Origin of the sequence: Pedobacter insulae (assembly GCF_900113525.1) — a bacterium.
GTDB lineage: Bacteria > Bacteroidota > Bacteroidia > Sphingobacteriales > Sphingobacteriaceae > Pedobacter > Pedobacter insulae.
This window is the reverse complement of the sequence record NZ_FOPP01000013.1, coordinates 51116-77253: the sequence shown is the minus strand read 5'-3', so window position 1 is coordinate 77253 and position 26138 is coordinate 51116. Positions and strand designations below refer to the sequence as shown.

29 protein-coding genes are annotated in these 26138 nt (G+C 37.1%); 21 read left to right on the top strand and 8 right to left on the bottom strand.

Features of this window, described 5'->3' with window-relative positions; all coding sequences use genetic code 11:
- Nucleotides 1–234: 234 nt before the first annotated feature.
- From BM207_RS17755 to BM207_RS17745, 3 genes are all read left to right on the top strand, one after another.
- Nucleotides 235–909 carry a hypothetical protein gene (locus BM207_RS17755; RefSeq protein WP_090997618.1) on the top strand — a complete coding sequence of 225 codons (675 nt, stop codon included), beginning with the start codon at nt 235–237 and terminating at the stop codon, nt 907–909.
- A 452-nt stretch (nt 910–1361) separates the two neighbouring features.
- On the top strand, nt 1362–1565 hold the full coding sequence (locus BM207_RS17750; RefSeq protein ID WP_090997615.1) for a hypothetical protein: 204 nt from the start codon (nt 1362–1364) through the stop codon (nt 1563–1565).
- A 338-nt stretch (nt 1566–1903) separates the two neighbouring features.
- On the top strand, nt 1904–2485 hold the full coding sequence (locus BM207_RS17745; protein ID WP_090997612.1) for a hypothetical protein: 582 nt from the start codon (nt 1904–1906) through the stop codon (nt 2483–2485).
- 117 nt (nt 2486–2602) lie between these two features.
- Here the strand turns inward: BM207_RS17745 and BM207_RS17740 are convergent, their stop codons facing one another.
- Together BM207_RS17740 and BM207_RS17735 are read right to left on the bottom strand one after the other, a co-directional pair.
- On the bottom strand, nt 2603–4012 hold the full coding sequence (locus BM207_RS17740; protein ID WP_090997609.1) for a hypothetical protein: 1410 nt from the start codon (nt 4010–4012) through the stop codon (nt 2603–2605).
- Between the two features lie 413 nt (nt 4013–4425).
- The gene (locus tag BM207_RS17735) at nt 4426–4623 is read right to left on the bottom strand and encodes a hypothetical protein (protein WP_090997606.1); all 198 of its coding nucleotides are present in this window, start codon (nt 4621–4623) and stop codon (nt 4426–4428) included.
- 242 nt (nt 4624–4865) lie between these two features.
- On the opposite strand from BM207_RS17735, the gene BM207_RS17730 reads away from it, so the two are divergent.
- Both BM207_RS17730 and BM207_RS17725 read left to right on the top strand, forming a co-directional pair.
- Complete coding sequence (locus BM207_RS17730; protein ID WP_090997603.1) at nt 4866–6275, top strand: toll/interleukin-1 receptor domain-containing protein; 1410 nt, start codon at nt 4866–4868, stop codon at nt 6273–6275.
- Nucleotides 6259–7791 (top strand): argonaute/piwi family protein, encoded by a 1533-nt coding sequence (locus tag BM207_RS17725; protein ID WP_218155074.1) that lies wholly within the window; start codon nt 6259–6261, stop codon nt 7789–7791. Before BM207_RS17730 ends, BM207_RS17725 begins: the two co-directional genes overlap by 17 nt.
- A gap of 28 nt (nt 7792–7819) precedes the next feature.
- On the opposite strand, the gene BM207_RS17720 is transcribed toward BM207_RS17725, so the two are convergent.
- The 3 genes from BM207_RS17720 to BM207_RS17710 all read right to left on the bottom strand — a co-directional run bounded on the left by BM207_RS17720 (nt 7820) and on the right by BM207_RS17710 (nt 11399).
- Nucleotides 7820–8728 carry an Abi family protein gene (locus BM207_RS17720; protein ID WP_090997600.1) on the bottom strand — a complete coding sequence of 303 codons (909 nt, stop codon included), beginning with the start codon at nt 8726–8728 and terminating at the stop codon, nt 7820–7822.
- A gap of 732 nt (nt 8729–9460) precedes the next feature.
- Nucleotides 9461–10009, bottom strand: a complete 549-nt coding sequence (locus tag BM207_RS17715; protein WP_090997597.1) for a hypothetical protein — start codon at nt 10007–10009, stop codon at nt 9461–9463.
- A gap of 376 nt (nt 10010–10385) precedes the next feature.
- Nucleotides 10386–11399 carry a PDDEXK nuclease domain-containing protein gene (locus tag BM207_RS17710; protein ID WP_090997594.1) on the bottom strand — a complete coding sequence of 338 codons (1014 nt, stop codon included), beginning with the start codon at nt 11397–11399 and terminating at the stop codon, nt 10386–10388.
- 531 nt (nt 11400–11930) lie between these two features.
- Here BM207_RS17710 and BM207_RS17705 point away from each other — a divergent pair.
- From BM207_RS17705 to map, 8 genes are all read left to right on the top strand, one after another.
- Entirely contained in the window at nt 11931–12554 is a 624-nt protein-coding gene (locus BM207_RS17705) for a Crp/Fnr family transcriptional regulator (RefSeq protein ID WP_090997590.1), read from the top strand.
- A 57-nt stretch (nt 12555–12611) separates the two neighbouring features.
- Nucleotides 12612–13403: a sulfite exporter TauE/SafE family protein gene (locus tag BM207_RS17700; RefSeq protein WP_090997587.1), complete on the top strand. Its 792-nt coding sequence runs from the start codon at nt 12612–12614 to the stop codon at nt 13401–13403.
- Nucleotides 13404–13482: 79 nt separating this feature from the next.
- Nucleotides 13483–14871: an MBL fold metallo-hydrolase gene (locus BM207_RS17695; RefSeq protein ID WP_090997584.1), complete on the top strand. Its 1389-nt coding sequence runs from the start codon at nt 13483–13485 to the stop codon at nt 14869–14871.
- Between the two features lies 1 nt (nt 14872).
- Entirely contained in the window at nt 14873–15190 is a 318-nt protein-coding gene (locus tag BM207_RS17690) for a rhodanese-like domain-containing protein (protein ID WP_090997582.1), read from the top strand.
- A 22-nt stretch (nt 15191–15212) separates the two neighbouring features.
- Complete coding sequence (trxA, locus tag BM207_RS17685; protein WP_090997579.1) at nt 15213–15506, top strand: thioredoxin; 294 nt, start codon at nt 15213–15215, stop codon at nt 15504–15506.
- A gap of 1 nt (nt 15507) precedes the next feature.
- The gene (locus BM207_RS17680) at nt 15508–16071 is read left to right on the top strand and encodes a YeeE/YedE family protein (RefSeq protein WP_090997576.1); all 564 of its coding nucleotides are present in this window, start codon (nt 15508–15510) and stop codon (nt 16069–16071) included.
- 5 nt (nt 16072–16076) lie between these two features.
- Nucleotides 16077–16574 carry a DUF6691 family protein gene (locus BM207_RS17675; RefSeq protein ID WP_090997573.1) on the top strand — a complete coding sequence of 166 codons (498 nt, stop codon included), beginning with the start codon at nt 16077–16079 and terminating at the stop codon, nt 16572–16574.
- Nucleotides 16575–16633: 59 nt separating this feature from the next.
- On the top strand, nt 16634–17398 hold the full coding sequence (map, locus tag BM207_RS17670; protein ID WP_090997571.1) for a type I methionyl aminopeptidase: 765 nt from the start codon (nt 16634–16636) through the stop codon (nt 17396–17398).
- A gap of 36 nt (nt 17399–17434) precedes the next feature.
- On the opposite strand, the gene BM207_RS17665 is transcribed toward map, so the two are convergent.
- Both BM207_RS17665 and BM207_RS17660 read right to left on the bottom strand, forming a co-directional pair.
- Nucleotides 17435–17896: a hypothetical protein gene (locus tag BM207_RS17665; protein WP_090997569.1), complete on the bottom strand. Its 462-nt coding sequence runs from the start codon at nt 17894–17896 to the stop codon at nt 17435–17437.
- A 71-nt stretch (nt 17897–17967) separates the two neighbouring features.
- Nucleotides 17968–18588, bottom strand: coding sequence for a DUF4142 domain-containing protein (locus tag BM207_RS17660; protein WP_090997566.1), 621 nt, complete (start codon nt 18586–18588; stop codon nt 17968–17970).
- Between the two features lie 220 nt (nt 18589–18808).
- On the opposite strand from BM207_RS17660, the gene BM207_RS17655 reads away from it, so the two are divergent.
- Nucleotides 18809–20317 carry a M60 family metallopeptidase gene (locus BM207_RS17655; RefSeq protein WP_090997565.1) on the top strand — a complete coding sequence of 503 codons (1509 nt, stop codon included), beginning with the start codon at nt 18809–18811 and terminating at the stop codon, nt 20315–20317.
- A 24-nt stretch (nt 20318–20341) separates the two neighbouring features.
- Here BM207_RS17655 and BM207_RS17650 read toward each other — a convergent pair whose 3' ends face one another.
- Nucleotides 20342–21304: a GlxA family transcriptional regulator gene (locus BM207_RS17650; RefSeq protein WP_090997562.1), complete on the bottom strand. Its 963-nt coding sequence runs from the start codon at nt 21302–21304 to the stop codon at nt 20342–20344.
- A 121-nt stretch (nt 21305–21425) separates the two neighbouring features.
- Between BM207_RS17650 and BM207_RS17645 the strand changes: the two genes are divergently transcribed.
- From BM207_RS17645 to BM207_RS17615, 7 genes are all read left to right on the top strand, one after another.
- Complete coding sequence (locus tag BM207_RS17645) at nt 21426–21920, top strand: hypothetical protein (RefSeq protein WP_090997752.1); 495 nt, start codon at nt 21426–21428, stop codon at nt 21918–21920.
- Nucleotide 21921: 1 nt separating this feature from the next.
- Nucleotides 21922–22434: a DinB family protein gene (locus BM207_RS17640; RefSeq protein ID WP_090997560.1), complete on the top strand. Its 513-nt coding sequence runs from the start codon at nt 21922–21924 to the stop codon at nt 22432–22434.
- 33 nt (nt 22435–22467) lie between these two features.
- Entirely contained in the window at nt 22468–22701 is a 234-nt protein-coding gene (locus BM207_RS17635; protein ID WP_090997559.1) for a hypothetical protein, read from the top strand.
- Nucleotides 22702–22776: 75 nt separating this feature from the next.
- Entirely contained in the window at nt 22777–23211 is a 435-nt protein-coding gene (locus BM207_RS17630; protein WP_090997557.1) for a DUF2147 domain-containing protein, read from the top strand.
- Between the two features lie 23 nt (nt 23212–23234).
- A complete protein-coding gene (locus BM207_RS17625; RefSeq protein ID WP_090997555.1) occupies nt 23235–24266 on the top strand; it encodes a WD40/YVTN/BNR-like repeat-containing protein in 1032 nt (343 codons plus the stop codon).
- Nucleotides 24267–24345: 79 nt separating this feature from the next.
- Nucleotides 24346–24930 carry a TetR/AcrR family transcriptional regulator gene (locus tag BM207_RS17620; RefSeq protein WP_090997553.1) on the top strand — a complete coding sequence of 195 codons (585 nt, stop codon included), beginning with the start codon at nt 24346–24348 and terminating at the stop codon, nt 24928–24930.
- A 34-nt stretch (nt 24931–24964) separates the two neighbouring features.
- Nucleotides 24965–26134 (top strand): efflux RND transporter periplasmic adaptor subunit, encoded by a 1170-nt coding sequence (locus BM207_RS17615; protein WP_090997749.1) that lies wholly within the window; start codon nt 24965–24967, stop codon nt 26132–26134.
- Nucleotides 26135–26138 lie beyond the last annotated feature (4 nt).

The following is a 26138-nucleotide window of genomic DNA, read 5'->3' as shown; positions in this document are numbered from 1 at the left end:
AACTGTTCTCTATTAGCTTTTCACTAATTGGTTTTACCGGCTCTGCTTTCTTGCCCTTGAGTCTGCTAATTGGATTGCCCGATGTATTTTTTGAATGAGATAAATTGCTTTTCTATTGTTTTTTTATTGATAATCAAAAGTAGCTGTACGGGGTGTAATGGGGAATTGAATTGGCTTATCATCATCAGTAAATAAGTGTATTAAACTTATTTATCTTTGTTAAAATGGATTTATATGAATATAATATGTCAAATAGTAATTAGCGCAAATAAAGCTGAGTTTATACAAGCGATTTGTGCGGTGATCGTTGCAGTTATCGCTTTAGTCGCTTTATTTTCCTGGAGGTCTCAAAAGCGGTTTGAAGCAGTGATTGAATTATTAATTAATACCCATAAAGCAAAAGAGTATATGGAATTATTAAGAGATCAATCAGCAGGAATTAAAGGTTACGCTAGCGCTATGTCCTTTCGAAAAACACTTAATTTAAAAGACATTGAAAATATTTACGAACGTAGAATGACTGAATATCAATTAGTTTTGGAAGCAAAAGAACCACAACTATCTGAGCTCTACGGAATAGTATTGGATATGAGGACAAAGGCATGGGTACTATTTGGAAAAAACAATAAGTTCTATAGATTTTATGACGAAATTATCTCAATGAGCATGGGTATATACTTTACTCATACTGCGATGATATTTACTTTAGAAAGGCTAATTAAAGGAGGGCTTTCGGAAGAAGATATCAAAATTTGTCAAGATCAGGAATATAATTTCCATGATCGGATCTATCGCAAACCTAACGATGAAATCACAAAAAAAATAGAGGAGATGATTGCTAAACTTGAAGAGGAGAGGCCAATATTTTTTTGGTCGGATTATGAAGAAGATAATTACACTAACTACTAATTTTTGGAGAAATATTTTGCAAGGCAGGTTGTAAGTTAATGAAGAAGTTGTACTTTTGTGGCTATGACAGTAGTGTTCATGTCTGGGATAGCCACGGTTATTCTGGCGGTCTGTGCTTTGGTTCAATTAATTTTGGCTATTGCTGATCGTTATCGCAGTAAGTAGGAAACTACCGAAAACACGAGTAAAATCGTAAGATAAAATCGTAACATGAGATCGGAAAAACACCTTTGGGTAAGTTTTTTTAGGGGTTTAGTTGAAAAGCTAACCCCATTTTTATTTTAATCATTTGTCTATTTAAAGATTAATCAACCTCATATTATGAGTCAACAGAGAAATTTGGGGAAGGAGCTCTTAAAAATTAGGGATGTAATTCTCGAAGCAAAGAGCACGGAAGAAACGATGAGCTGGTAGGCAGAGCTATTAGTCTTGCAATTTCAGTTGATCCTCATATGATGAATGCTGATGTTTTAGGAACAACAAGAATAGTCGAAAGTAAACAAAGGACTATAGAAATGATTGAAAAAGAAAAGGACTGGTCTAATACTGGTTTTGCCTTAAATGATATAAAGTTTCAGACTGCAGCTTCCTTGGTTATGTTGATGAATAAATTCGTAACAAGTTCTGACCTCGACGAATTGAATAGTCAGGGTTAATATCTCGGTATATTTTATACCACTGTTATAAAATTTCAAAACTCAATCTGAGCGATGTTTAAGGGTGCTTAAAAGACCTTGTTTCAAATCTTTTTGGAAAATTATCGACGATCAGGATTGGGTGGAGGAAATTTTATTCAGCTCAAGAATTTTCGTAAAATACGGTTTTCAATGTACATATGAGGTTCATAATATGATTTGATGCCAACATAACGGCGCTTCACTTATAAACATACTTTCTCGTGCTTATTTTTGCTTTTTATGCAAGCTACTTGAATCCAAGAATTAATTGGTAAGAAATTGACTACATTTATATTCTAAATTAGCACTCTCAGAGAATGGCTACAATCACAGCTAGGGCAAGAGTTATCGAAGACTCTGTCCATTTGGAAAAAAACATTTCAACATATCTCTGCTTACTACTGGGCATAGATATTAAGACCACCAAACTGTTCAGGTCTGAATCAATGAGTTTCGATGTAAAGCTCAATCTTTTGCTAGAATTGAAATATTTTGATAAGCTCAAACGTGAAAAATTCAAGCGGTTTTCGGAAATCAGGAACAAGTTTGCACACTTAGCGGATGTCATCACCTTTTCGGATTGTTATCAGAGATTAGATGGCATTCTAAACCATTTTAAAAGATGGTACCCTGAGATCGCTTTGAAGAAAAATGGCGAAGAACTTAATAAAGAATATTACAATCAATTAAAGGCTGATTTATTCAATGATATAACACATTTCTCTGACTATTTTGAATCTAGTAGGAAAAAGCAATTAGATATTGCAGAAAAGGCAAAAAAATATTCGCTTCTATTGAAAGCAATGAATGAATTGGCTAAAAAAGGAACGGAACAGCGTATGATCTTCGATTATATCAAAAGACGGGTGCAGGAAACCTTTCGTAATTCCCAAGCCTAGTTAATTTGGAGAAGCTCTATGGCAACTTTAAACATGCTCGCTTTTTCATGATAATGATTCTCCGACACATTTGTGGTTTTCACACACCTCGTGTAAATATTGTGCGTATACAGATGATTATTGCAGTTGGGGAAATCGAATAATTTCTCCCAGCTGTTCTGAAATACTATCCCGGCATCTTTTGGCGAAATCCTTATCTTTACTTTCAACGATATACTTACATACATCGAAAAGATCTGCTGTTTTCACGAGTCCAATTTGTTCCCGTTTGGCGCCGGTTTGACATTTTTGAGTGAAGGATAAGGATCGCTCATTTGGTGCTTGAAGTCGTTGAGGATTACCGAATAGTAACCCTGATGCACGTTCTTCTACAGAATCCTTTTCAAAATCTGCGTTTAAGCCATCTAATAGCTGTCTAAATTTTGAAACATCGATATCCTTACTTTCCTTGCCCTCGCATTCGCCTATAAATCTTTGTCCTTCAGGTGATAAAATGATCTGGTCAAGCTCTAATTCACCATCATCGTAATTTTCAGCTGAATATCCTAAAATAGTTAGTGCTTTAATGACAGCCTTTTCCAATGGCTTTCCCGTTTCAAATAACAAATCTTTCAAACTCTCCTGCTCTTCCAGCACCCCCTCTAACTTGACGATCTCCTTTTGCTTTTTAAGTATTTCCTCAGACAGCTTCGCAATCTTTTTTTCGGTTAGAGCCGATTCCGACAACTCAAATATATTTTGTGCAAGCCAGTTAGGTTTAGGCGTTTTATCCTGTTCCTGCTTTAATACTTTATCAATTTGTGCCAAAGAATTTAAGAAAAGCTTTCCGATTTTAACGCCTTCAGCATTCCATGTAGTTTTATTGGTTTTTGAATTGTATTTGGTCAATGTGTTTACCCTGAAATCAATATAGGGCAGGAATACAATGAAACCTTTCTTTAATGCGATTGATGCACCGAGTATCCTGTCTTTATTTTTTGTTGTAAATGTCGTGTCGGTAATCTTATCACTTTTTATGTAGGTCTCGAAAGAAAAATAGTCTTTGCAATTTTTATGCAGTTCAGCAACCAAACTGGAGTTGGGATATACAGTCGTTCCGCTGGCAGAATGAAATTCAAAAGAACTAAAGGGTAAATATTTGTAATTTGAATGCGGCGTGACATGGTTGGTGGTCTTCTGGTTCCGGCCGGTTCCACTAAATGATTGGGTGCCCGTGTAGATATAAAAATCGGTTTTTCTACACAATACTACAAACAAAGTGCCTCCATTTTCGATGAAGTGCAATATTTCTGCTTTCCAATGTTTGGTATGGTCAATGATCCTGGAAGAGGAATCTTTGTTGTATAGCGTTTTACCTTCATACTTGCCATTATCAGAATATCCTTCATAGGTAGAATAGCTTGTCAAGGCCAAATCAGGACTAATGATAGCAATATCGGTTTCCGATAGCGAACTGAGGCTGTCAAGGTTTATATAATTATCATCGTTAGTGGGTATGTGAATACCGATATTTGAAATGCGTTTCATTTATTCAGAATGGCTTAGAAGCTCTAAGATAAAATTTAATCCTGAGATCAAAGGTTGATGAGGAACAATTACGTAACGCAGTTGTAGTTTTCAAGACAATCACAGAAAAAACCAAAGAGGAAAAATTTGGTCCTGTCAAAGAAATTAAGTTAACGATCAAAAAACGGAAGTGATACAGACATTTGCTGGTACATGTTTTTGTTCAGGAAAATTTATGACTTCCTCATTATTGAGGCTAAGTATGTAAAATTGAAAGTTCAAATTTTACGCTACGATTGTATTTCGAAATCTTCTTCTATATCGCTTAAAGCCGCTGTTTCTTCTAAACTGTCGATTAAGTTTTTCCAATTAAAGTTCTCCGAGAGTACTCACAAAAAAAACTTCCCATATGGGGAGTTTTTTTATTTTAATCCTTATAGGCTTTTTCGGGCTTCCTCAATCTGCTTTTCTGCTAGTAAAATTTGTTGCTTTATTGCCATTTTAATCAACTTTTTTATGAATTCTAGTGCTGATGCGGCCTCTTCTTCGGTCATTTCTGTGCCGTGAGCTTTTAGTATTTCAACTGCTTTTTGAGGAGTAATTCTACTTTTTTCGACATCTGGATAATACATAGTTTTAATTTTTAATATGTATTTATAACGCCTTAAATTAACTTTTGGACATAGTTGAATGGTCGACCCATACATTTTAAAACGTTCAATATTTGTTCTCCTAGCTTCCTAGCCATAATGAAAATGCCCAAAATTTTTGCATTTATTACTCTACCGTCTTTCATCAATACATTGACTAACAATACACACAGTGTTAATAAAAATTATAGGTAAACAAGCTTTAAATTGGTGAACTTTCACAAATGGAAAAAGCAACGATCCGTGATACTCTTTTCATTAGTCACGCTACACCAGAGGACAACGAATTTACCATTTGGCTGGCAACCAGGTTGGAACAACTTGGTTATAAGGTATGGATTGATAAAAATCAACTGCTCGGCGGGGAAAACTTTTGGGGGGATATTGAGCAAGCAATCAAATATGAGACTGTCAAGTTCCTATTAGTTTATTCAAATAACATTGTCTATAAGCGGGAAGAAATCGAGGTTAAATCTGGTATCCTTACGGAGATTAATTTCGCGAAACAGGTCGCTGCTGAAAACCCAGATCTCAAAGACTTTTTTACAATCCTTAACATCGACCGGGCACCGAGGGGTCTTTTTGAAGGCTCGGCAGATACCAATCAGATTTCGTTCGAGGAAAACTGGGCCGTTGGCCTAGGTATTTTGGTGAAAAAGCTGGAAAAGGATCAAATCGTTAAAGCTTATGAAGGGGAGAAATCAGCGATTGCGAAGTTTTATCTTTCTCAATATCTGTCCGGTAATAAAGTGTTCAAAAAGAGGGAATTATATTATACCAATTGGTGGAATGCTGAAAAACTTCCCAAGCATTTCTATATTTTCAGATTTGTTAACGAAGTGCAAGCTATTGCTGTGAGTAAGGCTAACAATCAGATAATCAGTTTCAGGGGTGCAAACTGTATTGTGTGCTTTAGTGAAATTCTCAATCGGATTGTCGACAGCCCTGTTGGAAAGGTCGAAATCGAAAATGTTGAGCGATTTGATGTGGAAATCGGAAAGCTCATTGCAGGATATGATTCGGATACCTTCCCAAGTTATCTTGATGCATCAAACTATTTCAAGAGATTGCTCAAAAGGGCACTTCACGTTTCTCTAAGGGAAAGAGGGCTTTCCTGGTATGAGCTTTCCAACAAGAACAATATCTATTTTCATACGATAGAAAGTTTGCCCAAGGGAAAAGTGACATTTGATTTTGCAAAACAGGAACGTAAAAAGACAAAAAACCTTTTAGGCAAACATCTTGAAATCGGAAACTGGCATTTTGCGCTATCATTTAGGAGTGTACTGCACCCAGAGCCAGGTTTCCATATCAATAGCCATATCCTTTTTACAAGCAATGGAAAGATTCCGATTGAGAGTAAGTCAGTCCAACATAGCCACCGTAGACGAAAGGGAAGACGCATGTTTAATGAAGAATGGAGGGACCAGATGCTCGCCTTTCTTGCTTCGCTGAAAAGATATGAAGATCCGTGCGTCTCGATGAGGACCGATTGTGCTTCTGCTATTGAAATGAAAGCATTTCCTGAAGTCTTTTGGTCGCAGTATGGCTACATTGATCCAAAAGAAAAAGAGAGAATGGAAATTTTTATTGACGAAACCGACTTAGACCATCTAGATGATGAAGAGTTTTGAAATCTATAAACAGCAACCCGAGCTCAGCTTTCTAAGAGAACCTACATTGTCATTTGGGCATGGGCAAACTACTGCTGATCCTAGAGATGGACTAATGCTCTATGGACCGTTTGATAGCAGAAAAATAAAGGGCCAGGTTAATATTGGGGTCATAGGTAGTTCGACCCAGCGAAGATACATGATAGAATACCTGCAAAAGCTGCACGAACCTGTTCTGCCTTCGGAAACGGCAAGGCCATTTTTTCCTGGGCTTGAAACGGCCTTTGGAATACATATCAATCTTGAGAATATCGTTGAGATCGAAGTTAGTGAGAATGAAGTGAACAAATTCCTGTCTTATGAGGACGGAAACCAACGGGTACATAACCTAACGAATCTATTTGCCGATGCGCTTGCAAGGTATGTTCGTGAAGAGGAACGACCGGTAACGCTTTGGTTTGTGGTCATTCAGGACGATATCTATAAGTTTGGAAGGCCCAAGAGCCGGCTGCCCAAGTCAGATGGTAACATAAAATTAGGGTTGAAGAAAAAACAGGTACAAGGTAACCAGTCCCTTTTATTTCCGGAGATGGAAGAGCTTCGAGACGCCTATGATTTCGAGATTAATTTCCATAATCAATTAAAGGCAAAACTGCTATCGGAAAAAATAGTCACCCAAATCATAAGAGAGGGTACGATCGCATATCGACAATTGGAAGTGGACGAAAAGAAAATTAAGCAATTGGCAGTCTTTGATAGTGCTAAGGCCTGGAATATCTCTACTACAATGTACTACAAGGTTGGCGGGCTTCCATGGCGCCTGGGAGATATACGTGAGGATGTTTGCTATTTAGGTTTGGTATACAAGAAGCTCAACGACGATCCGAATAACAGAAGTGCCTGTTGTGCAGCCCAGATGTTCATTGATTCTGGCGATGGGATGGTCTTCAGGGGTAATATTGGGAATTTTTTCAATCCCAAGACCAAGGAATTCCACGTTTCGGAAAAAGATGCTATTGATCTAATCACCCAGTCGCTCGAAGTTTTCAAAGAAAAACTTGGTAAGGGAAAATATCCCAAAGAGATATTTGTGCATGCAAAGACCTATTTTGACGATAAAGAGTGGAAGGGATTTGCGGATGCTGTTGAGGGAAAATCAAAGATTATCGGGGTGAGAATCCAATCTTCTGGTGCGTTCAAGCTGTACAGGCAATTCTCTTTCTGCGTTCCAAGAGGAATGATGATGACGGTTGGCACCCATAAGGCTTTTTTATGGACAAAAGGCTTTGTGCCTAGATTACAGACGCAGATTGGGCTTGAAGTTCCAAATCCCATTTCGGTGGAGATTACCAGAGGTAACGCGGACATAAAACAGGTATGTAAGGACGTTCTTGCACTGACAAAACTCAACTATAATGCCTGCATCTTTGCAGATGGGCAGCCTGTGACACTAAGATTTGCCGATTCCATTGGTGAGGTGCTGACTGCCGGAAAAAACATCACCACAGGAATCTTGCCATTTAAACATTACCTATAGTTCGGGGAAAGATTTGCTAAAGTAGAGATTAGAATATCCAAAGTGGTTCCTGTTGCCAATTGGGCTTCATTCCCATTGCATTCTGGTCGACACTCGGATATTTTGCAAAGAGTTCGGCGAGCTGGATAGTGAGGTTGTTCTGTGGTTGGATCACATTAAGTAAATACTTGATGCAGCACAAGTGCACATATATTTTTGGGAAGTCGGTCTGTGTTGGGACATCTGCAATCCATGGATTTGGTGGCTTTGGTAGCAATTTGAGCGTTGAAGGAAGGTTTCGGTTCCAAAGTCTACTGTGATGAGCACAGTAGTTTCTTATCTGGGCAATTGACTGGAGCCAGCTTGGAAGAAAAGTGTGATTCACAACGCCGAATTCAGCCGCGATGGTGTCTTTCGAGGTAATAGTATTCTTCAGGTTTCCATATATTCTTGAGAGTGCACCAAGACTTGTGAGCTCAAGACTTTTCCATGATGGTGGAAAGCGTAAGTCGTCCTTATATTTTCTCTTGTGCTCCTTGATGAAAGCGTCTTTGGAACGCTCTATCTCTTCTCCCAATGTAGCTAAGGTCTTTGCTGCTTCCATGCCGTTCTGGTAGATTTCCAGGTTCTGGAACCACCAAGGACCGAACTCATGTGAAAGGTGGTAGATTAGCTTGGTGCGAAGGCTGATCTCGATCTTTTCTATGGCATCAAAAACAACTATGCGGAATTCCCTATCGAAATTATAGAGAGAGATTACGTCCGCGAATTTGCTGTCGGGCTTAAAAATATGATTTTCTTTCGGCTCTGCCTGCATTGGCCACCAGTAACCGGCCAACCTATAATAGCTTATATGGGAAAGGAAGTGCGGAGCATTGTCGTCAGCTGTGATCTCAAGGCCGCGGGCTCGCAATTGAGCGATTTGCTGGTTTATGGTAAGGGGAGCTTTGTTGTACATACAGTAGGTGTTTTCTCGGAACGAAATGTCCTTAAAGCAAAAGACACGCCCTGGTACGCTGTTCTTATGATGTAGCGTGGCGTGTACTGTTAACGCAAATATCGGAATAATTTTTAATTAATATCAAGTATTATTTAGAATAATAGAAAAGTGAAATATTTTGCGGGAGGACTGATTAAAAAAATCCACTTAGTTCGTGAATAGACCTTTTAACAATCTTTTCCTGAAATCTAGAACTATTGTAGCTTCTTCGGTCATTTCTGTACGGTGGGCTTTAATAATTTCTACAGCTTTTTAAGAATGATTCTACTTTTTCCAAATCGGGTGTGAACATCGGAAAAAATTAAACCTGTATTCTGACAATATAGGACATCATACTATTGCTAAGAGAGTTCATTATTAAGCTACGATTGTATTTTCTACATTGCACTGGGGTCATTTAAAGCAGCAATTTTCTGCAAATCTTCGATTAAGTCGTTTAAGATAAAGTCATCCTGGAGTACAACCGCACATTGAACAACTCAAAGTGCGGTTTTTTAGTTCAAAATCGGCCTTATATTGTGCCTCAGCCTTGTTCAAAGTATTCCTGCTAATGGTCCAGTCTGGTAAAGGGGGATGAGCAGATTAGCTTAGAACTATTTATTCCAATTGGCGTCGTGCCTATTGACCAATGGGGCTGTTATAAATAGTTTAATTGTGTAGGCAGACCGCTTGCACATTTTTGCAGAGGCGTTACTTGGTGGCAGATTTTATATTCTCAATCAGATTATTAACGTTTTTTTTATTTCTTCCCATCGAAACTACAGATGTTTTTTTGTTAGGATCACAAATACTATTTATCATTATTCGAGGATTATCGATAATAATTGTAATCTGCTCTCCCCAACTTCCTGTCCACCATTTTGGATGAGTTCTTGCAATCACCATTTTATCATTATTTATTTCCAAGTGCCATTCTAAGGTTTGTGCTGTTTGCTTTATAACAGCTCTAATATTTTCTGTTGATAGGTTAGTTTCAATTATTTTAAATTTGAGTCTATTGTTCTGGATGAAATAAAATAAGACTGCAATTAATCCGAAAGATAAAGTAAGGATAAATGTCTCATCTGGATTTCTTACTCCTTGATAATTATGAAATACATGTTTTTGAATAAAATAAAATACATTCAATGCCAACGGTATCAATAAGAAAAAAACAATCAGATAATGAGTCAGCAAATCTGTGAATTCCATTTTTAATTTCCCTGTCTTTATCATTAAAGGAATCCACTCTTTTTTCATGCTTTATAATCTAATTATTATGTTAATTTATTTTACTAGGTTAAACTAAATCTCAAATATATGTAATACATTTCTGATATCAATCTATTGTCACTTCTTGCTAAGTAATGGTAAACAACTATGTTCTTTGTCTATATTAGTGCCTCATCGACTGTTTTCCTTAAATTGAAGTATGATAACTAGATCGAAGAATCTGGGGTATATTAGCTTCGGTAAGATAAAACCCTTACATGGCTTTGAATGCGGTAATGATTGAGGCATTATTTGCTACACAGTTTGTAGCAAATTGACATGGAGCCATAATAGATTAATTATGAGAGTTGAAAGTGAAATTATGAAACAGCTTCGTTTTTTACTGGTTCTTTAAGCATACATATTACTCTTGTATACCGCCAATTATTCTATTAAAATCCTCTTCAGTTGGTAAATATTTAGCAATTTCTTTTGGTAACTGCCTGTAATTGTATGTAGCTACGCCCATTGGTTTATTTACAAGTTCAAGCGCATATTCTACCGTTAGTTTGCTTTTACTTTTACATAATAAGATACCGATGCTTGGGTTATCTTCAGGATATTTTACAGTTTTATCCAGCAGGTGCAGATACCAATTTAATTGCTGGCTGTGTTCTGGTTTAAATTCTGTAGTTTTTAATTCCAAAGCCACCATCAGTTTAAGTTTTCGATGATAGAATAACAAATCAATAAAATATTCTTTTTCGTCTAACTCCAATCTGAATTGCCTGCCCATAAATGCAAAATTGTTTCCAAATTGGCCAAGAGTTTTAGTTATATTTTCGACCATTGCATTTTCAAGTTGTTTTTCTGTGTGCGTATCTTCCAACTCCAGAAAAGAGAGGTTGTATTCATCCCGAAATTCAAGGCGATGCTCGCTTAGTTCACTTTCATTTAATGTTTTGAGGAAATTATGCTGAAAGTTCTCTTGCTTGCTATAGCTATCAAATTTGATTTCTTCCTCCAGTATGCTTCTGCTCCAACCCCTTTCTTTACACATCTGCAAGTAAAATATTCTTTGCTTTTCTTCTTTTACCTTGGTAAATATAAGGTTGGTATGTCCCCATGGAATTTTGGACACAAGCTGTGTCCAAAATTCATTCCCTTTGGTATATTCGTATACAAGTCTCATTCTGCGTAGGTTACGAGATGAAAAACCCTTTAAACCAATATATTCGGCCTGTATATCACTTGCTAAGGTATCAACTACACCATCTCCCCATCCTGATTTAAGCTTTTGTGAAAGTATCCTACCGATATCAAGGTATAGCAAGATCAGTTCCTGATTAACAGCTAAAAGACTTTTGTATTTAGTAATACTTATTCTCTGCTTTAATTCAGCTAGTGTTTGATGATAATTAACGGGTATAATCGACATACAGAATATTAAAAACTAGTACCCGAAATTACTTACAATATTCATTAATTTTTTAGAAAATTTCCAACAACCAATACTAAACTACTTTATTTGGATATTGCCAACTTTTTTGTTCTATTATAATCTGGTCAAAGTAGTCTAATCAAAATTTATCTTGATTTTTGACCTCTGATTAAATGAATTTTTTTCGCTCTAAATCCTCGATGATAGGCTCAATAAGCAATAAAAAGCGATTTAAATGTTCAAAGTATTCCTGCTGATCGGTACAACCGCACTTTGAGTGTTCAAAGTGCGGTTTTTTACTTGAATTGCGAGGGCGTGATTTGTCGAGTACTCAATGCTTAAGGGATAACATACTACAATTTCGTGCCTTGTTTATGTTCGTAATAGCCATTAAAACATTGAAAGATTGTATTGATGAATTTCATCAGGCTGAACAGGCTTTGTTAAGCTGGCTGATCTGATCTTGTTAGCTATTTTTTTTATTCGCCTTCCATCTATTTTCTGTTGCTTTAATACATACATTTACTTATGGAACACCTAAACCAAATTGAAGAGTTCAAATCGTCGCCAGAACTAATTGCTAAATTATATCAGCATAGTATTCAGAAAAAATATAAAGCGGGTAGTATTATTTTAAATGAAAATGCCCATATCCGAGCTATCCCAATTGTGATTAAGGGAAGTATGAAAGTAATCCGTACTGAAGAAGATGGGAGAGAGATTTTATTGTATTATATTAAAGCTGGAGAAAGTTGTATTATGTCGTTCTTAGGTGGTATGCATAACGAAACCAGCAAAGTAAAAGCTGAAGTAGAAGAAGATGCTGAGATTTTATTTCTTCCAATAGATAAGGTTTCTCTTTTTATCAAGGAATATCCACAATGGCTCGACTATATTTTTCGCCTGTACCATAAACGCTTTGAAGAACTGTTGGAAATTGTAAATGCTATCGCCTTTAGGAAAGTGGACGAACGATTGCTAAACTTGCTGCATAAGAAGACTGATTTGACCGACAACAAGACCATTGTAATTACACATGAGCAATTAGCTAATGAACTCGGTACCGCAAGAGTGGTCGTTTCTCGTCTGTTGAAGCAATTGGAAGATAATGGTATCGTTCAGTTGGGCAGAAATAAAATTACACTTGTGTAACTTAAGTAACCGTAACCTAAATTGATTTGAGCTAGCTTTGAATTATAAAATCTAGCAATGGAAATTACAGGATATTCGGCTTCGATTCTTATAGGCATCTCACTCGGATTAATAGGGGGTGGTGGCAGTATTCTAACTGTCCCGGTATTGGTTTATTTATTTAGCGTTGATACAGTGCTGGCTACCACCTATTCGCTTTTTGTAGTTGGCTCTACGAGTCTAGTTGGCTCATTCTCCTATTTTAAAAGAGGATTTATAGATACTAAAACTGCACTATTCTTTGGCATCCCATCCATAATTGCTGTTTTTTTAGTACGGCATTATGTTCTTCCTCTCATTCCCGAACATGTGATGAATATTGGAAGTTTTGAACTTAGTAGATCTATTTTACTTATGGTATTTTTTGCGGTGCTGATGGTTTTTGCATCCTATAGCATGATTAAAAAAGATAAAGAAGAGGGGTTTGCCATTACTAAGCCTTCCAATACTATTTGGATAGTGGCACAAGGCCTGAATGTGGGGGCTGTAACCGGGCTTATTGGTGCAGGTGGTGGTTTCTTAATTATCCCCGCTCTAGTTAACCTCCTAAAGTTACCCATGAAAACTGCGATTGGTACTTCCCTAGTTATCATTGCGGTTAACTCACTCATGGGTTTTAGTTTTTCGTTGGGACATTATCCAATCGAATGGACATTTCTACTTACCGTAACCCTAATTGCAATTGCGGGAATTTTTATTGGGATGTATTTATCGACCAAAGTAGATGGCAAAAAATTAAAACCCGCATTTGGTTGGTTTGTGCTGGTAATGGGTATTTATATCCTAGTTAAAGAAACAATACTGAAATAATTTTTCTTATGTAACTTAAGTAGCGGTATAGAAAAATTAAGAGTAGCACTTTTGTACTATAATAATAAAATCTAATATTATGTTTTTTCAACACGTATATGATAAAAGCTTAGCTCAGGCGAGCTTTGTAGTTGGCTGCCAAGCGACTGGCGAAGCCATTGTAATTGATGCACAACGCGATATGGATGTGTATCTTAAAATTGCTGCACAAAACAATCTTAAAATCACGCACATTACTGAAACGCATATCCATGCGGATTTCTTAACAGGATCAAGAGAATTGGCAGCTGTAACGGGTGCACAACTCTTTTTATCGGACGAGGGCGGCGCCGATTGGCAATATCAATTTGCTCATACAGGTTTAAAGCATGGAAACAAAATTAAAGTTGGAAACCTCACATTAGAGGTATTACATACGCCAGGACACACTCCAGAAAGCATTAGTTTTTTGCTAACTGATCATCCTGCCAGCGATGAACCGGTAATGATTTTTACCGGAGATTTCGTTTTTGTAGGTGATATCGGACGTCCAGATTTACTGGAAAAAGCTGCTGGCTTAATTGGTACGCAAGAAAAAGGAGCCAAACAGATGTATGAATCTATTCAACGTTTTGCTTTACTGCCTTCTTTTGTGCAGGTTTGGCCCGGTCATGGCGCAGGTTCTGCTTGTGGAAAAGCCCTTGGCGCTGTACCAAGCTCAACCGTAGGTTACGAAAAAATAAGAAATTGGGCCTTTCAATATGAAAACAATGAAGAGGGCTTTGTTGACTACTTATTAGCAGGACAACCTGAGCCACCAAAATACTTTGCCATGATGAAATATCTTAATAAAGTAAGCCGCCCACTTTTGGTCGAAATACCTCATCATCAAGAGCTAAGTTCGGCACAGTTTTTACAGGCCTACGGCGATGGAATCAAAGTCATTGATACACGTAATAAAGTAGATTTTGCCGGAGGTTTTATTCCTGGTAGCATCAACATTCAGCATAATAATAGCCTATCTACATGGGCTGGATGGTTTTTAAATTATCAGGAGCAATTTATCCTAGTTGCTAAAGCTGATGAAATGGAGGAAATTACCAGAAAGCTCATGAGAATTGGCTTAGACAATATTTATGGCTTTGTAAGTGGTGTTGGAGATCTAGGAATTGAGTTGCAAACAGCTGATGTGATTAATCTCGAAACAGTTAAGACTTATGTAGGTAACGACGATGTGCAAATAATAGACGTACGTGGTTTAAAAGAATATAATGAGGGTCATATTGAAGGTGCAGAGCATATATTTGTGGGCACGCTACAAGATGACCTAGATAAAATTAGTAAAGAAAAACAAGTGGTGGTCTATTGCCAAAGTGGAGATAGATCTGCAATAGCTTACGCTATTTTAAGAAGAAACGGCTTTGATACAATAAAAAATTATTCAGGTGGTATGAAGGAATGGTTAGCTAACGAAGGTAAAATAATATAAAATGGGATTTTTTTCATTACTGTTTGGTACTCCAGACAATAAACTATTGGCTGAAACGATTAATAAAGGAGCATTTTTAGTAGATGTTCGTAGTCCAAGAGAATTTTCTTCGGGTAGCGTAAAAGGGGCAGTAAATATTCCCTTGGATAGCTTAACACAGCAATTAGCGAAGTTTAAGGGCAAAGAAAATATTGTGGTATTTTGTAGAAGCGGAAACAGAAGTAGTACGGCTAAGAGCATATTAGCACAAAATGGATATCCACAAGTGTTGGATGGGGGCGCTTGGCAAGATGTAAATAAGATTTTAACAAACCAGTGAATGACAAAAAGTAAATGATAATATGACTTTTCAAGAAATCATCAATCAAGATAAACCAGTTTTAGTTGATTTTTTTGCCGAATGGTGTGGTCCATGTAAAATGATGGCCCCTATGTTAGCAGATCTAAAGAAACGGGTAAGTGATAAAGCTAGCATTATTAAAATCGATATCGATAAAAATCAAAATGCTGCAGCCAGATATAGGGTAAGTAGCGTTCCAACATTGATTTTATTCAAAAACGGAGAAATACGATGGTGCCAATCGGGTGTAATACCAGTTTCTGATTTAGAAAAGTTAATAAACAATAACCTATAATATGATAGAATTTTTTAAACAGCCTTGGCCTTGGTATATAGCGGGGCCGTTAATTGGATTAACTGTACCTGCGCTTTTGATATTAGGTAACAAATCTTTTGGGATTAGTTCGTCATTACGACACATATGTGCCTCGTGCTTCCCTGCAAACATCCCTTTTTTTAAGTACGATTGGAAAAAGGAAGTATGGAACCTCGTTTTTGTTTTTGGAATATTTTTGGGTGGCGCAGTTGCGATAAATTTTTTAGCGAACCCCAATCCTATTGAAATAAACCCGAAATTGGCTAATGAATTAGCTGGTTATGGAATTAACAACTATGATCATCTGGTACCAACAGATGTGATAAATTGGGCTTCGCTGTTTACCTTTAGAGGTGTGATGCTAATGGTTGTAGGTGGGTTTTTAGTGGGTTTTGGCACTCGATACGCTGGCGGTTGTACCAGCGGGCATGCCATTATGGGCCTTTCTAATTTACAATGGCCTTCATTAATTGCAACAATAAGTTTTATGGTTGGCGGTTTCATGATGGCTAACTTAATTTTACCTCACATTTTATCGCTTTAAAAATTATGATGGAGCCAAATACAAATACAGACTTTGAAGTTCGTTCTTTAGACGCTATATGCGTAAACGAAAGTCATTTAGAACATCAATGGTATCATAATATTAAATATTTGGTAATAGGGGTGTTATTTGGTGTGGTTTTCGTTAAATCAGAAGTAGTAAGCTGGTTCCGGATTCAGGAAATGTTTCGCTTACAATCGTTCCACATGTATGGAATTATTGGCAGTGCAGTAATTGTAGGTATGATTTCTGTTTGGCTAATCAAAAAATTCAATATTAAAACCATTTATGGCGAGACCATTGAATTCCATCCTAAAAAATTTAATAAAGGACAAATATATGGGGGCCTACTATTTGGATTGGGCTGGGCAATAACCGGCGCTTGTCCAGGTCCGCTTTTTGCACAAATTGGTACTGGCGCAACCGTAATTATAGTTACCCTTATCAGCGCCATTGCAGGTACTTGGGTTTATGGCTTATGGAGAGACAAACTTCCACATTAACATTTTTTTAGTTTAAATTTGCAGCTAAAGAATAGTAAAACAACAATAATAAAAACCATATGTCTATTACGAAAGAAGCGGAGTTGTTAGGGATGCAAAAAGCTAGTGAGGCTGTTGCATTTGCCTTAAAGGAAATGATGAAATATGCCGCAGTAGGAATGACCACAAAGGAGCTCGACTTGTATGGGGCAAAAATTCTATCGCAATTTGGAGCAAATTCAGCACCCTATGTGACCTATGGTTTTCCTGGTTGGACCTGCATCAGCGTAAATAATGAGATTTGCCATGGTATTCCGTCAGACGAAAAAGTTCTTAGAGATGGCGATTTGATCAATATCGATGTTTCTGCCGAACTTAATGGTTTTTGGTCGGACAATGGAGCGTCATTTGTGCTCGGGAATGATATTCATCAACATCAAAAATTAGTGAATGCCTCGAAAGAAATTCTTATAAAGGCACTTAGCCATATAAAAGGCGGGGCAAAGATAGCCGATATTGGATTTTTGATTGAAACTGAAGCTAAAAAGAGAGGTTATCGGGTCATCAAAAATCTTGGGGGACATGGGATTGGTAGAAGCTTACATGAACAGCCTGACGAATTGCTCAATTACAAAAACAAATATGACCAGCGAAGATTTAGGAAAAATTCAGTGGTGGCGATTGAAACATTCATCTCAACAGCATCATCTTATGCGGAAACGCAAAACGATGGGTGGACCATGGTTGGCAATAAAGGAGGTTATATGGCACAACATGAGCATACGATTGTTGTAACGGATGGCCAGCCGATTATTTTAACAGCAACAAATGGAATATTAGCTTAATAAATTTAAAAGAAAAACCGATAAATTGAGGACGAGCTAATTTTTACAAGCTGTTTCTGAGAATACAAACCTTCCGTTATCATAGTCGATGGGAATGCGATTGTCAAAATGTGCTGAGCCCATGATTAGGATAAATTGCCCAACGCCCATAGTCAATTTTCCATCTTTTTTCAAGAAAGCTACTGGATTGCGGTTCCAAAGATCTGCCTTGTTTATTTTGAAGTCATAATGCCCCCTAAGTGTATCGCCATACATTTCGCCTTTAAACTGACCTTCATAGCGTTCTTTTTTGTCGACATAGTTAAAGGTTAAGAGGCCATTGATTATTTTTTTAGAAGTATCAATCGACAACCATGCGGTATCTTTTTCAGAAATTGCCTGATAACAGACAGTTTGCTTTTTATCCATTAATTCTTCTTTGGGCTTTTCTTGTTGGCAGCCAAAAATTAATAGGCTAAGTGCACATAAGGACGTAAAAAGAAAGGGTTGGGTTTTCATTAGCTATAAGTTATGTAATTAATATAACAAAAAGATGTTGAAATGATCAGGTTTCCATAAAAATGAAAATATTATTGTCTGTCTTTGCTAGTTTTTATCGTTTGGTCACCTTTATCGTTTTTAATTGAATGGATTATTTTCTGAGTATTCATAGCGTGAGCATAGTGTGCTTTTAGAATAGGAAGATGTTTTTTAGCAAATGCCCTTATTTCAGGGTTGGATTCGGATTCGCTGGCCGCAGAAAATAGTGCTATCGCTGCTTTGTGTTCTTCAACCATCAGATCGGCATAGAAGCGATTGCATGTTTCCTCTTGGAGTGAATCTAATGTATTGATTTTAGCTAATTTTTCTGCTGGTAAGCTTTGGGGAAAAAAAATTTCTTCCTTTTTGGCAATACTTTTAAGTTCTGCATTTGCTGCGCCATGATCTTTGACCATGATGGTAGCTAATGTTTGAATATCGGGATTTTCAGTATGTTTAATCATTCTTGCACTGGATTCTACTTCCATCATACCTCCAATTGCCGCCTGTTCAACAAATTCATTCTTAAGTGTGGCGCTCGCCAGGTCGTTATCAATTGAATCTTTTGCGATTTGATTTAAGTCGTTCTGACTATCAGGAGCTGGCTTGGGATTACAGCTGGAAATAACTGCGGTTAATAGAACTAGCGATAACAGGCTCGGTATTTTCATAATAATGTTTTTTAGGTAATGGTCAGTTGATTATAAACCGTTCGGGTAATATTTTGTTTTGTGTTTTTTTTAAATCTTCATTGGTAAACAAACATGGGTAGAAATACCGATAAGTTAGCGCAAACGTTTGTGTGGAGTTGAGTGAACTTAGAAAGAATTTGTTTAGTTATTTTGGTACTGTTAAAAAATAAGCGCATTAAGCCAAATTAAAATTCACCAAATGAAACTATTAGTTACAATGATCCTACTTGCAACTGGCCTAACCACCTTTGCACAAGACGTTATGAGAAACCCCGAAACAGTGCTTATCAGTCCGACAAAAACTTTGTCAAAAAATGATACTGTTTTTAGAAAATCGATTGCACAATGGAGTGACGAAATTTTGAAAAGCACAGACTACAAAAGTGTCAAATCGCAGCCTTCGTCTGATATTTTTCCAGGTGCAGTAAAATCAGGTTATCAATTTGTAAATAAAGCAGTAAAAATAACGCATACAAAGCTTGCTGATAATCTGGTCCCTATAGTATCCACACTTGGTTATTCTGGTTATGATAATGCAACAATGTATAGTACAGGTTTATATGCCGTTGCCGGGGAATATGTTGAAATTGATGTGCCAAAGCATGCGAATGTAAAAGAACTGGAAGTTCAGATCGGGGCGCATAGTGATAGATTAAATACTTGGGTAGCCGGAAAAGAAGACTGGCGTCGTATGCCGATTATCACCAAGAAGCAAAAACTGGAAACTGGCAAAAACAGGCTGGCATCACCCTTTGGTGGATTAATCTATATAAATGTGAAGCCAAAAGCCGACAGCAGGGAAATTGATGTTAAGATCAGTCACGCAGTCGAAGCACCACTTTTTGTTTTGGGTAAATCGTCGGTGAGCGACTGGCAAAATCAATTGAAAAACAATAAAGCTCCATGGGGTGAAATGGCGACTGAAAATGTAATTTTAACTTTGCCGGATAGTGTTTTACAAACCATTAAGAACCCTGAAGAAGTACTTAAATTGTGGGATTTGGTTGTACTTGGAGAGCTGGATCTTGCAAATATACCTGCTCCATTTTATCGCCCGCAACGGATGGTACCTGATGAACACATTGGAGGGGGGTATATGCACAGTGGCTATCCGATAATGATTCATCATTCGCCAACGAGAAAAATGTTGTCCAATGAAATTATGGCTAATCCGGAACTACTGATGAAACCGAGTAAAGGTGGCGCAAATTGGGGGTTTTTTCATGAGATTGGTCATAATATGCAAAATTTAAATTGGGTGTTTGGAGGAACTACAGAAGTTAGCAATAATTTCTTCTCGCTGTATATGTTCGACAGGTTAATTGGAGGCAGGGATGATGCGCATAGCGGCGTTTCAAGTGTGAATACGCAAAAAATGATGAAAAAATATTTTGCCGAAGGACCAAGTTATGAGAAATGGAAAAGTGATCCTTTTCTTGGGTTAATCATGTTTCGACAGATGCAAGAAGGATTTGGATGGGAAAGTTTTAAATCATTCTTTAAAGAATATCAGACAATTGGTTCCGAAATAAGGAGATTAAACGATCAGAAAAAACGTGACTTATGGGTTAAAACCTATTCAGACGTTGTTAAAAGGGATTTAGCTCCTTTTTGGGAAATTTGGGGAATACCAATCAGCGATGATGTAAAAAAAGAACTGACAAAATACCCCGCATGGAAACCATTCAACTTTCCGCCACAGAATTAGCAGAAAGGCGTAAAAATTCAATAATTAACGTACTTGAAACTTGTCCCGGTATTGGGATGGGGTCATGCCAACGTTTTTCTTGAACATTTTTCTAAAAGCTTTGGGATCGCTATATCCTGATTGAAATATAACTTCATTCATTTGATGGGTAGTGCGTTCCAAAAGCTTTTTGGCAGCTTCAATGCGAGTCTGTTGTAGGTACTCAATCGGTGTTATCCCGGTTATTTGCTTAAATCTCCTCACGATGTTTCTACGACTTGATGGGATATCTTTAATGAGTTCTTCAATGGTAGCTGTATCGTGATAATTGCTTTCTATTTTTTGCTGTGCCGAGGCGACTAGCTCATCTTTATGGTTTTTTGAAGGCTGAAATGTGCTAAAGTATGATTGCTTATCTCTATCCATATCAATTGCAAAAAGCTTGGCGGTTTTAACTGCCATTCGATTCCCGCAAAACTCGTGAATTATATGCAGAAGCAAGTGAAAAGATGAAGTTGCCCCACCACTTGTGTACAATCTGCCATCTTGTGTTACTGTCTTGTCGGCCTTTAATTTCACCTCTGGAAAGGCGAGTGCGAAAGTACTGCAGGCGTCGACGTGCGTAGTGGCGATTTTTCCATTTAATAATCCGCTTGCGCCAAGCAAGAATGCACCAGTACATACAGTGCCAATACTTGCTCCTTTTTGAAACTGTTTAAGGAGGTAAGGGATGTAGATACTATTTTCTTTTAAAGTTTCTGGCATATTCGGAGAAGTAAATGCCGGAATTAGGATTAAATCTACTGTTTCTGAATCATGAATAGATTTTATTGGATAGCCAAAGGCCTCTTTTTCAATGGCATTATCTACCCCTAAAAGGTTAATTTTAAATGGGATTTCTTGTTGCTCATCAGCATGAAATTTATTGACAGTTTCGAATACCTCCAAAATAGCCGCAATGCTCAGGAGTTTATAGTTTTTGGTTAATAACACGCCTATTTTCCTCATTGTTAAATAATTATTGATTAAAGATAGGGATTTTGTCGCAAATGCCCCCTATTGTTGACTTTAATAGCTATCAATTTATGTTTTAAGATGTAATATCTTAGTATTATTAAAACCAATGACCATGAAACAAGCACCAATCAGTAACAGATTGTATGCATTAATAGATTTATTCGATTTGCATACTACTTATTTTAACAATGCCCTGGAAGGAATATCAGATGAGAATTCTTTAAATCGTTTGGGTACCAAAGCAAATCATATTGCGTGGCTTGCTGGTAGTTTAGTTCAAGAGCGGTACGAATTAGCTAATTTATTTGGCTCAAGCTTGAAGTCGTCGGCTAACGAACTTTTCAAAGATCATAAAGGTATCCAAGAAGGCGCAGTTTATCCCTCTTTGGATTCTTATAAAAACGATTGGAAACAGATCTCCCCAGATTTGAAAGAGCACTTACTTAAGGCAACTGAAGAAGAACTTGATCGCATACTTGAATTTCCGGAAATGAGCTTTCCGATGTACGAAATGATTTCTTTTCAAATGTATAGAGAAGCAAATTGTATCGGTCAAATTGCCTTATGGCGTAGGTTATTGAATTATGAAGCTATGAAATATATGTAAGATGGAAAGACAAATAGTATTAAATGATTTTACCCAAACATTTTCTGATTTAGAAAATGTAATAAGCTTATTTAAAAGTGAGAATTTTAATGAGGTACCTTTTAATGACAGTTGGACACCAGCGCAGGTTGTTCAGCATCTTATCCTGGCAAATGAAAATTTTGCTGCAATATTAAATGGATCTACAAAGGAAACAACTAGGGCTATAGATGAACAGCTTAGCAGGTTGAAATCTCTTTTTTTAAATTTTGAATTAAAGATGAAGTCGCCGGTATTTATTTTACCTGCCATTGGCCCTTATGATCAGCAGCAACAAGTCGAAATTATCAGCAATATTAAAAATGACTGTCTCAATGCGATTACTGCACTTGATCTTTCGAGAACCTGTTTGGATTTTGAATTACCTTCTTTTGAGTTATTAACAAGGTTAGAAGCCATATATTTTGTGATTTACCACACGCAAAGGCATACCCGTCAATTAAAGGAAATTGCTAAATTTTTAAAACTATATTGAAACCCATTATCCTATAAGCTATATCAAAAAAATATGGTAGAAGTTTTTAAAACCAATGTGACCGAAACCGAAGATGCGCAAGAAATAATCGACGAGATCCACCGTAGTTTTAGTCATTATCGAGCCAATTTTGCATTGGATGATTGTGACAAGATATTAAGGATTAAGTGTACATGGGGGATAGTTTCTACAACTGAGGTCATAGCAATCGTTTCTGCACATGGCTTCGAGGCAGCCATTTTGCCTGAGTTAATTATTCCTGTATAGACTTAGTCTTATCTGATGAGAAGGTTTTATTTTTTAAAAAGATTACTAACTTTATAGGAGCATATAATTATCCCTATGATTAAGAAATTATCTTTTATACTCTTTTTACTGGCTCTTACGGCGACTGCTTTTGCTCAAAATAAAGATGCGGTTTTAGGAAAGTGGCTTAATGCTACAGGAGAGGGACAGATTGAGATTTACAAAAGAGCGGATAAATATTTCGGTAAACTTGTGTGGGTTAAAGAACCAAATGATCAAGCGGGAAAGCCCAAAACAGATCATAAAAATCCAAACGCCAATTTAAAGTCAAAACCCATTTTAGGGTTAGAAATTTTAAAAGACTTTGTTTTTGAAGATGGGCGTTGGACAGATGGGACTGTTTATGATCCCAAGACTGGTAAAACTTATTCCTGTAATTTGAGCCTGAAAGAAAATGGTCAACTTAATATTCGGGGCTATATCGGCGTTTCTTTAATTGGACGTTCAGAAAGTTGGAAAAGAGTTAAATAATCAATCATACAATCAACCTTTTTATGAAAAATCTATTCCTATTTTTGTTTTTATTCCCTCTGTTTTGCTTTTCACAGCAATACTCTCTTAAACAACTTACTACAGGCAAAAATACGAGTATGCGTGGCATTGCAGTTGTATCTGATCAAGTAGCATGGGTAAGTGGCAGCAATGGCCATGTTGGTAAAACCAAAGATGGTGGGGGAACGTGGGAGTGGACTCAGCCAAAAGGTTATGAAAAGTTAGACTTTAGAGATATTGAAGCATTTGATGATCAGCATGCAATTGTGGTAAATGCAGGTTCACCGGCATATATTCTCATTACATCCGATGGGGGAAAGCACTGGAAGGAAGTCTATAAAAATGCTGACTCTTTAATCTTTTTAGACGGAATGGGCTTTTGGAACAGGAACGAAGGAATCATTTTTGGCGATCCGATCAATAATAAAATGCAGTTATTGAAGACTAATGATGGTGGCCTAACCTGGAATGATATTTCGGCTAATTTAAAACAAGATCTCGCGATTGGGGAAGCGGGTTTTGCTGCAAGTGGTACTACAATCAGAACCAGTGACGACGGTAAGGTATGGATAGCTAGCGGGGGGAAAGTTTCTAACATTTATTATTCTCCCAATTATGGAAAAAAATGGGAAATCTATAGCTGTCCGATTATACAAGGTGAAAGTAGTACCGGTCCGTTTTCTATTGCTTTTGCAGATAACAAAAGAGGTATTGTAGTAGGGGGCAATTATTTAAAGGATAAAGAAAACAGTAATAATGTGTTATTGACCAAAAACGGGGGTAAAAAATGGACTAGACCTGCAACGCCTGTTTTAGGATATAGATCGGCTGTTGAACATATCAAAGATCAATTTTGGGTTGCCACAGGGAGTTCAGGCACTGATTATTCAATAGACGGTGGTCAAAACTGGACCAATATCTCTACTTTAAATTTTAATGCCATTCAAAAAGCGAAAAATGGTAAATTGGTGCTGTTAACTGGTAATCGCGGAAATATTTATCAATTACTTTATCAATCCTCTGTCATAAATTAGCGACAATTTCGATAGGTATAAATTAGTTCTGCATATATGTATACTTTTGGTTTAACAAAATTGTTAAACATAATTGTAAATGGCGCAAAGAGATACCGGAACGGAGCAATTAATTAAGGATACTGCCAAGCGAATTTTCTTTTCAGAAGGTAAACTACATGCTACCACGCAAGATATTGCGGATGCTGCTGGCGTGAACAGAACCTTGGTTAATTATTATTTTAGATCGCGCGATATTTTGTTTGAGCAGGTTGCCGATGAAGCCAGAGCAGAAATGTCTGCGGTATTGGATTCAGTTTTTTCTGCGAAATTAGCATTCAAAGAAAAAGTCCAGCGACTGATCAATGACTTTATGGATCAAGCGATGAAGTTTCCGTATAGAGAAATGTATGTAGTGACTGAATTTAAGCGTACCGAGAAAACTGTTCCAGAAGAAAAGAAGAATAGAATCAAACAATTCCTAGCAGAGATTAAAGCAGAGATGGAACTTGGGCGCATAAAAAAAATGGATCCACGCCATTTTCTAATGAACTTATTTGCTCTAATGGCTTATCCCTTAATTACTACATGCTTAAATAAATCACTTTACAATATTAATGACAATGAATATTTGAAATTAATGAAAGAGCGCAAGCAGCTCATTTTTGATATGGTTTATCAATAAGCAAATAATGAACACACATAAATCTTATATAATTATGAAGACAACAATACACTTTTCAATCCTTTTATGCTTAGGCGCTATGCTTGCATCGTGTGGAGGAAAAGACGATAAAGCGGCGCAGGCAGCCGCTGCCGCAAGTACGCCTCAACCTTATCCCGTATTTGAAGTCAACCCCCAATCGACTACACTTGATTCTGATTATCCGGCGACAATTGAGGGCATTGAAAATGTAGATATAAGGCCAAAAGTTGACGGGTTTATTGAAAGAATTTACGTTGATGAAGGTGCGTTAGTCAAAAAAGGACAGCTTTTGTTTACAATTAATGCTCCGCAATACGAACAACAGGTTAGAACAGCTAGTGCAGCAATCAGTAGCGCAGAAGCAGACGTAAATGCGGCGCAACTCCAAGTTAATAAAACAAAACCACTGGTTGAAAAGGACATCATTAGTAAATATGAATTAGAATCGGCACAATTAACCTTACAAAGTAAAAAGGCTGCATTAGCACAAACCAAGGCAGCGTTGGTTAATGCAAAGGTAAATTTAGGCTATACGAAAATTACCAGCCCTGTTAATGGAGTTGTTGGGGCTATACCTTTTAAAACTGGTAGTTTAGTAAGCGGAACAAGTGCACAACCCCTTACCACCGTTTCAAATACCAGCAAAGTTTATGCTTATTTTTCTTTGAACGAAAAGCAATTACTTGATTTTTCTAATACTTATCAAGGCAAAACCTTGGCGGAACAAATGAGAAATATCCCTCCCGTAGGCTTGGTGTTAGCAAATGGATCTGTTTATGCTCAGAAAGGAAAAATAGAATCAATCAATAGTCAGATCAATAAAAGTACTGGTGCGGTAAGTTTAAGAGCTACGTTTCCAAATCCGGCAGCTGTATTGAAAAATGGGGCCAGTGCCTCTGTGCGCATTCCACAACATATTGATGAAGTAATACTAATTCCTCAAAAATCGACTACCGACCTGCAAGGGAAGAAATTTGTGTACGTTTTAGGCGATTCTGCCAAAGTAGTGAACACACTTATAGAAGTGATGCAAAATACCAAAGGCAAGTTTTATGTGGTAACGAAGGGCCTTAAAGCTGGCGACAAAGTCGTTCTAGAAGGTTTTCAATCTTTACGAGACGGCACCAAAATCAACCCACAAGAAAAAAATACAGATTCAGTGTACGCTGAGATAAAAAAATAAACAG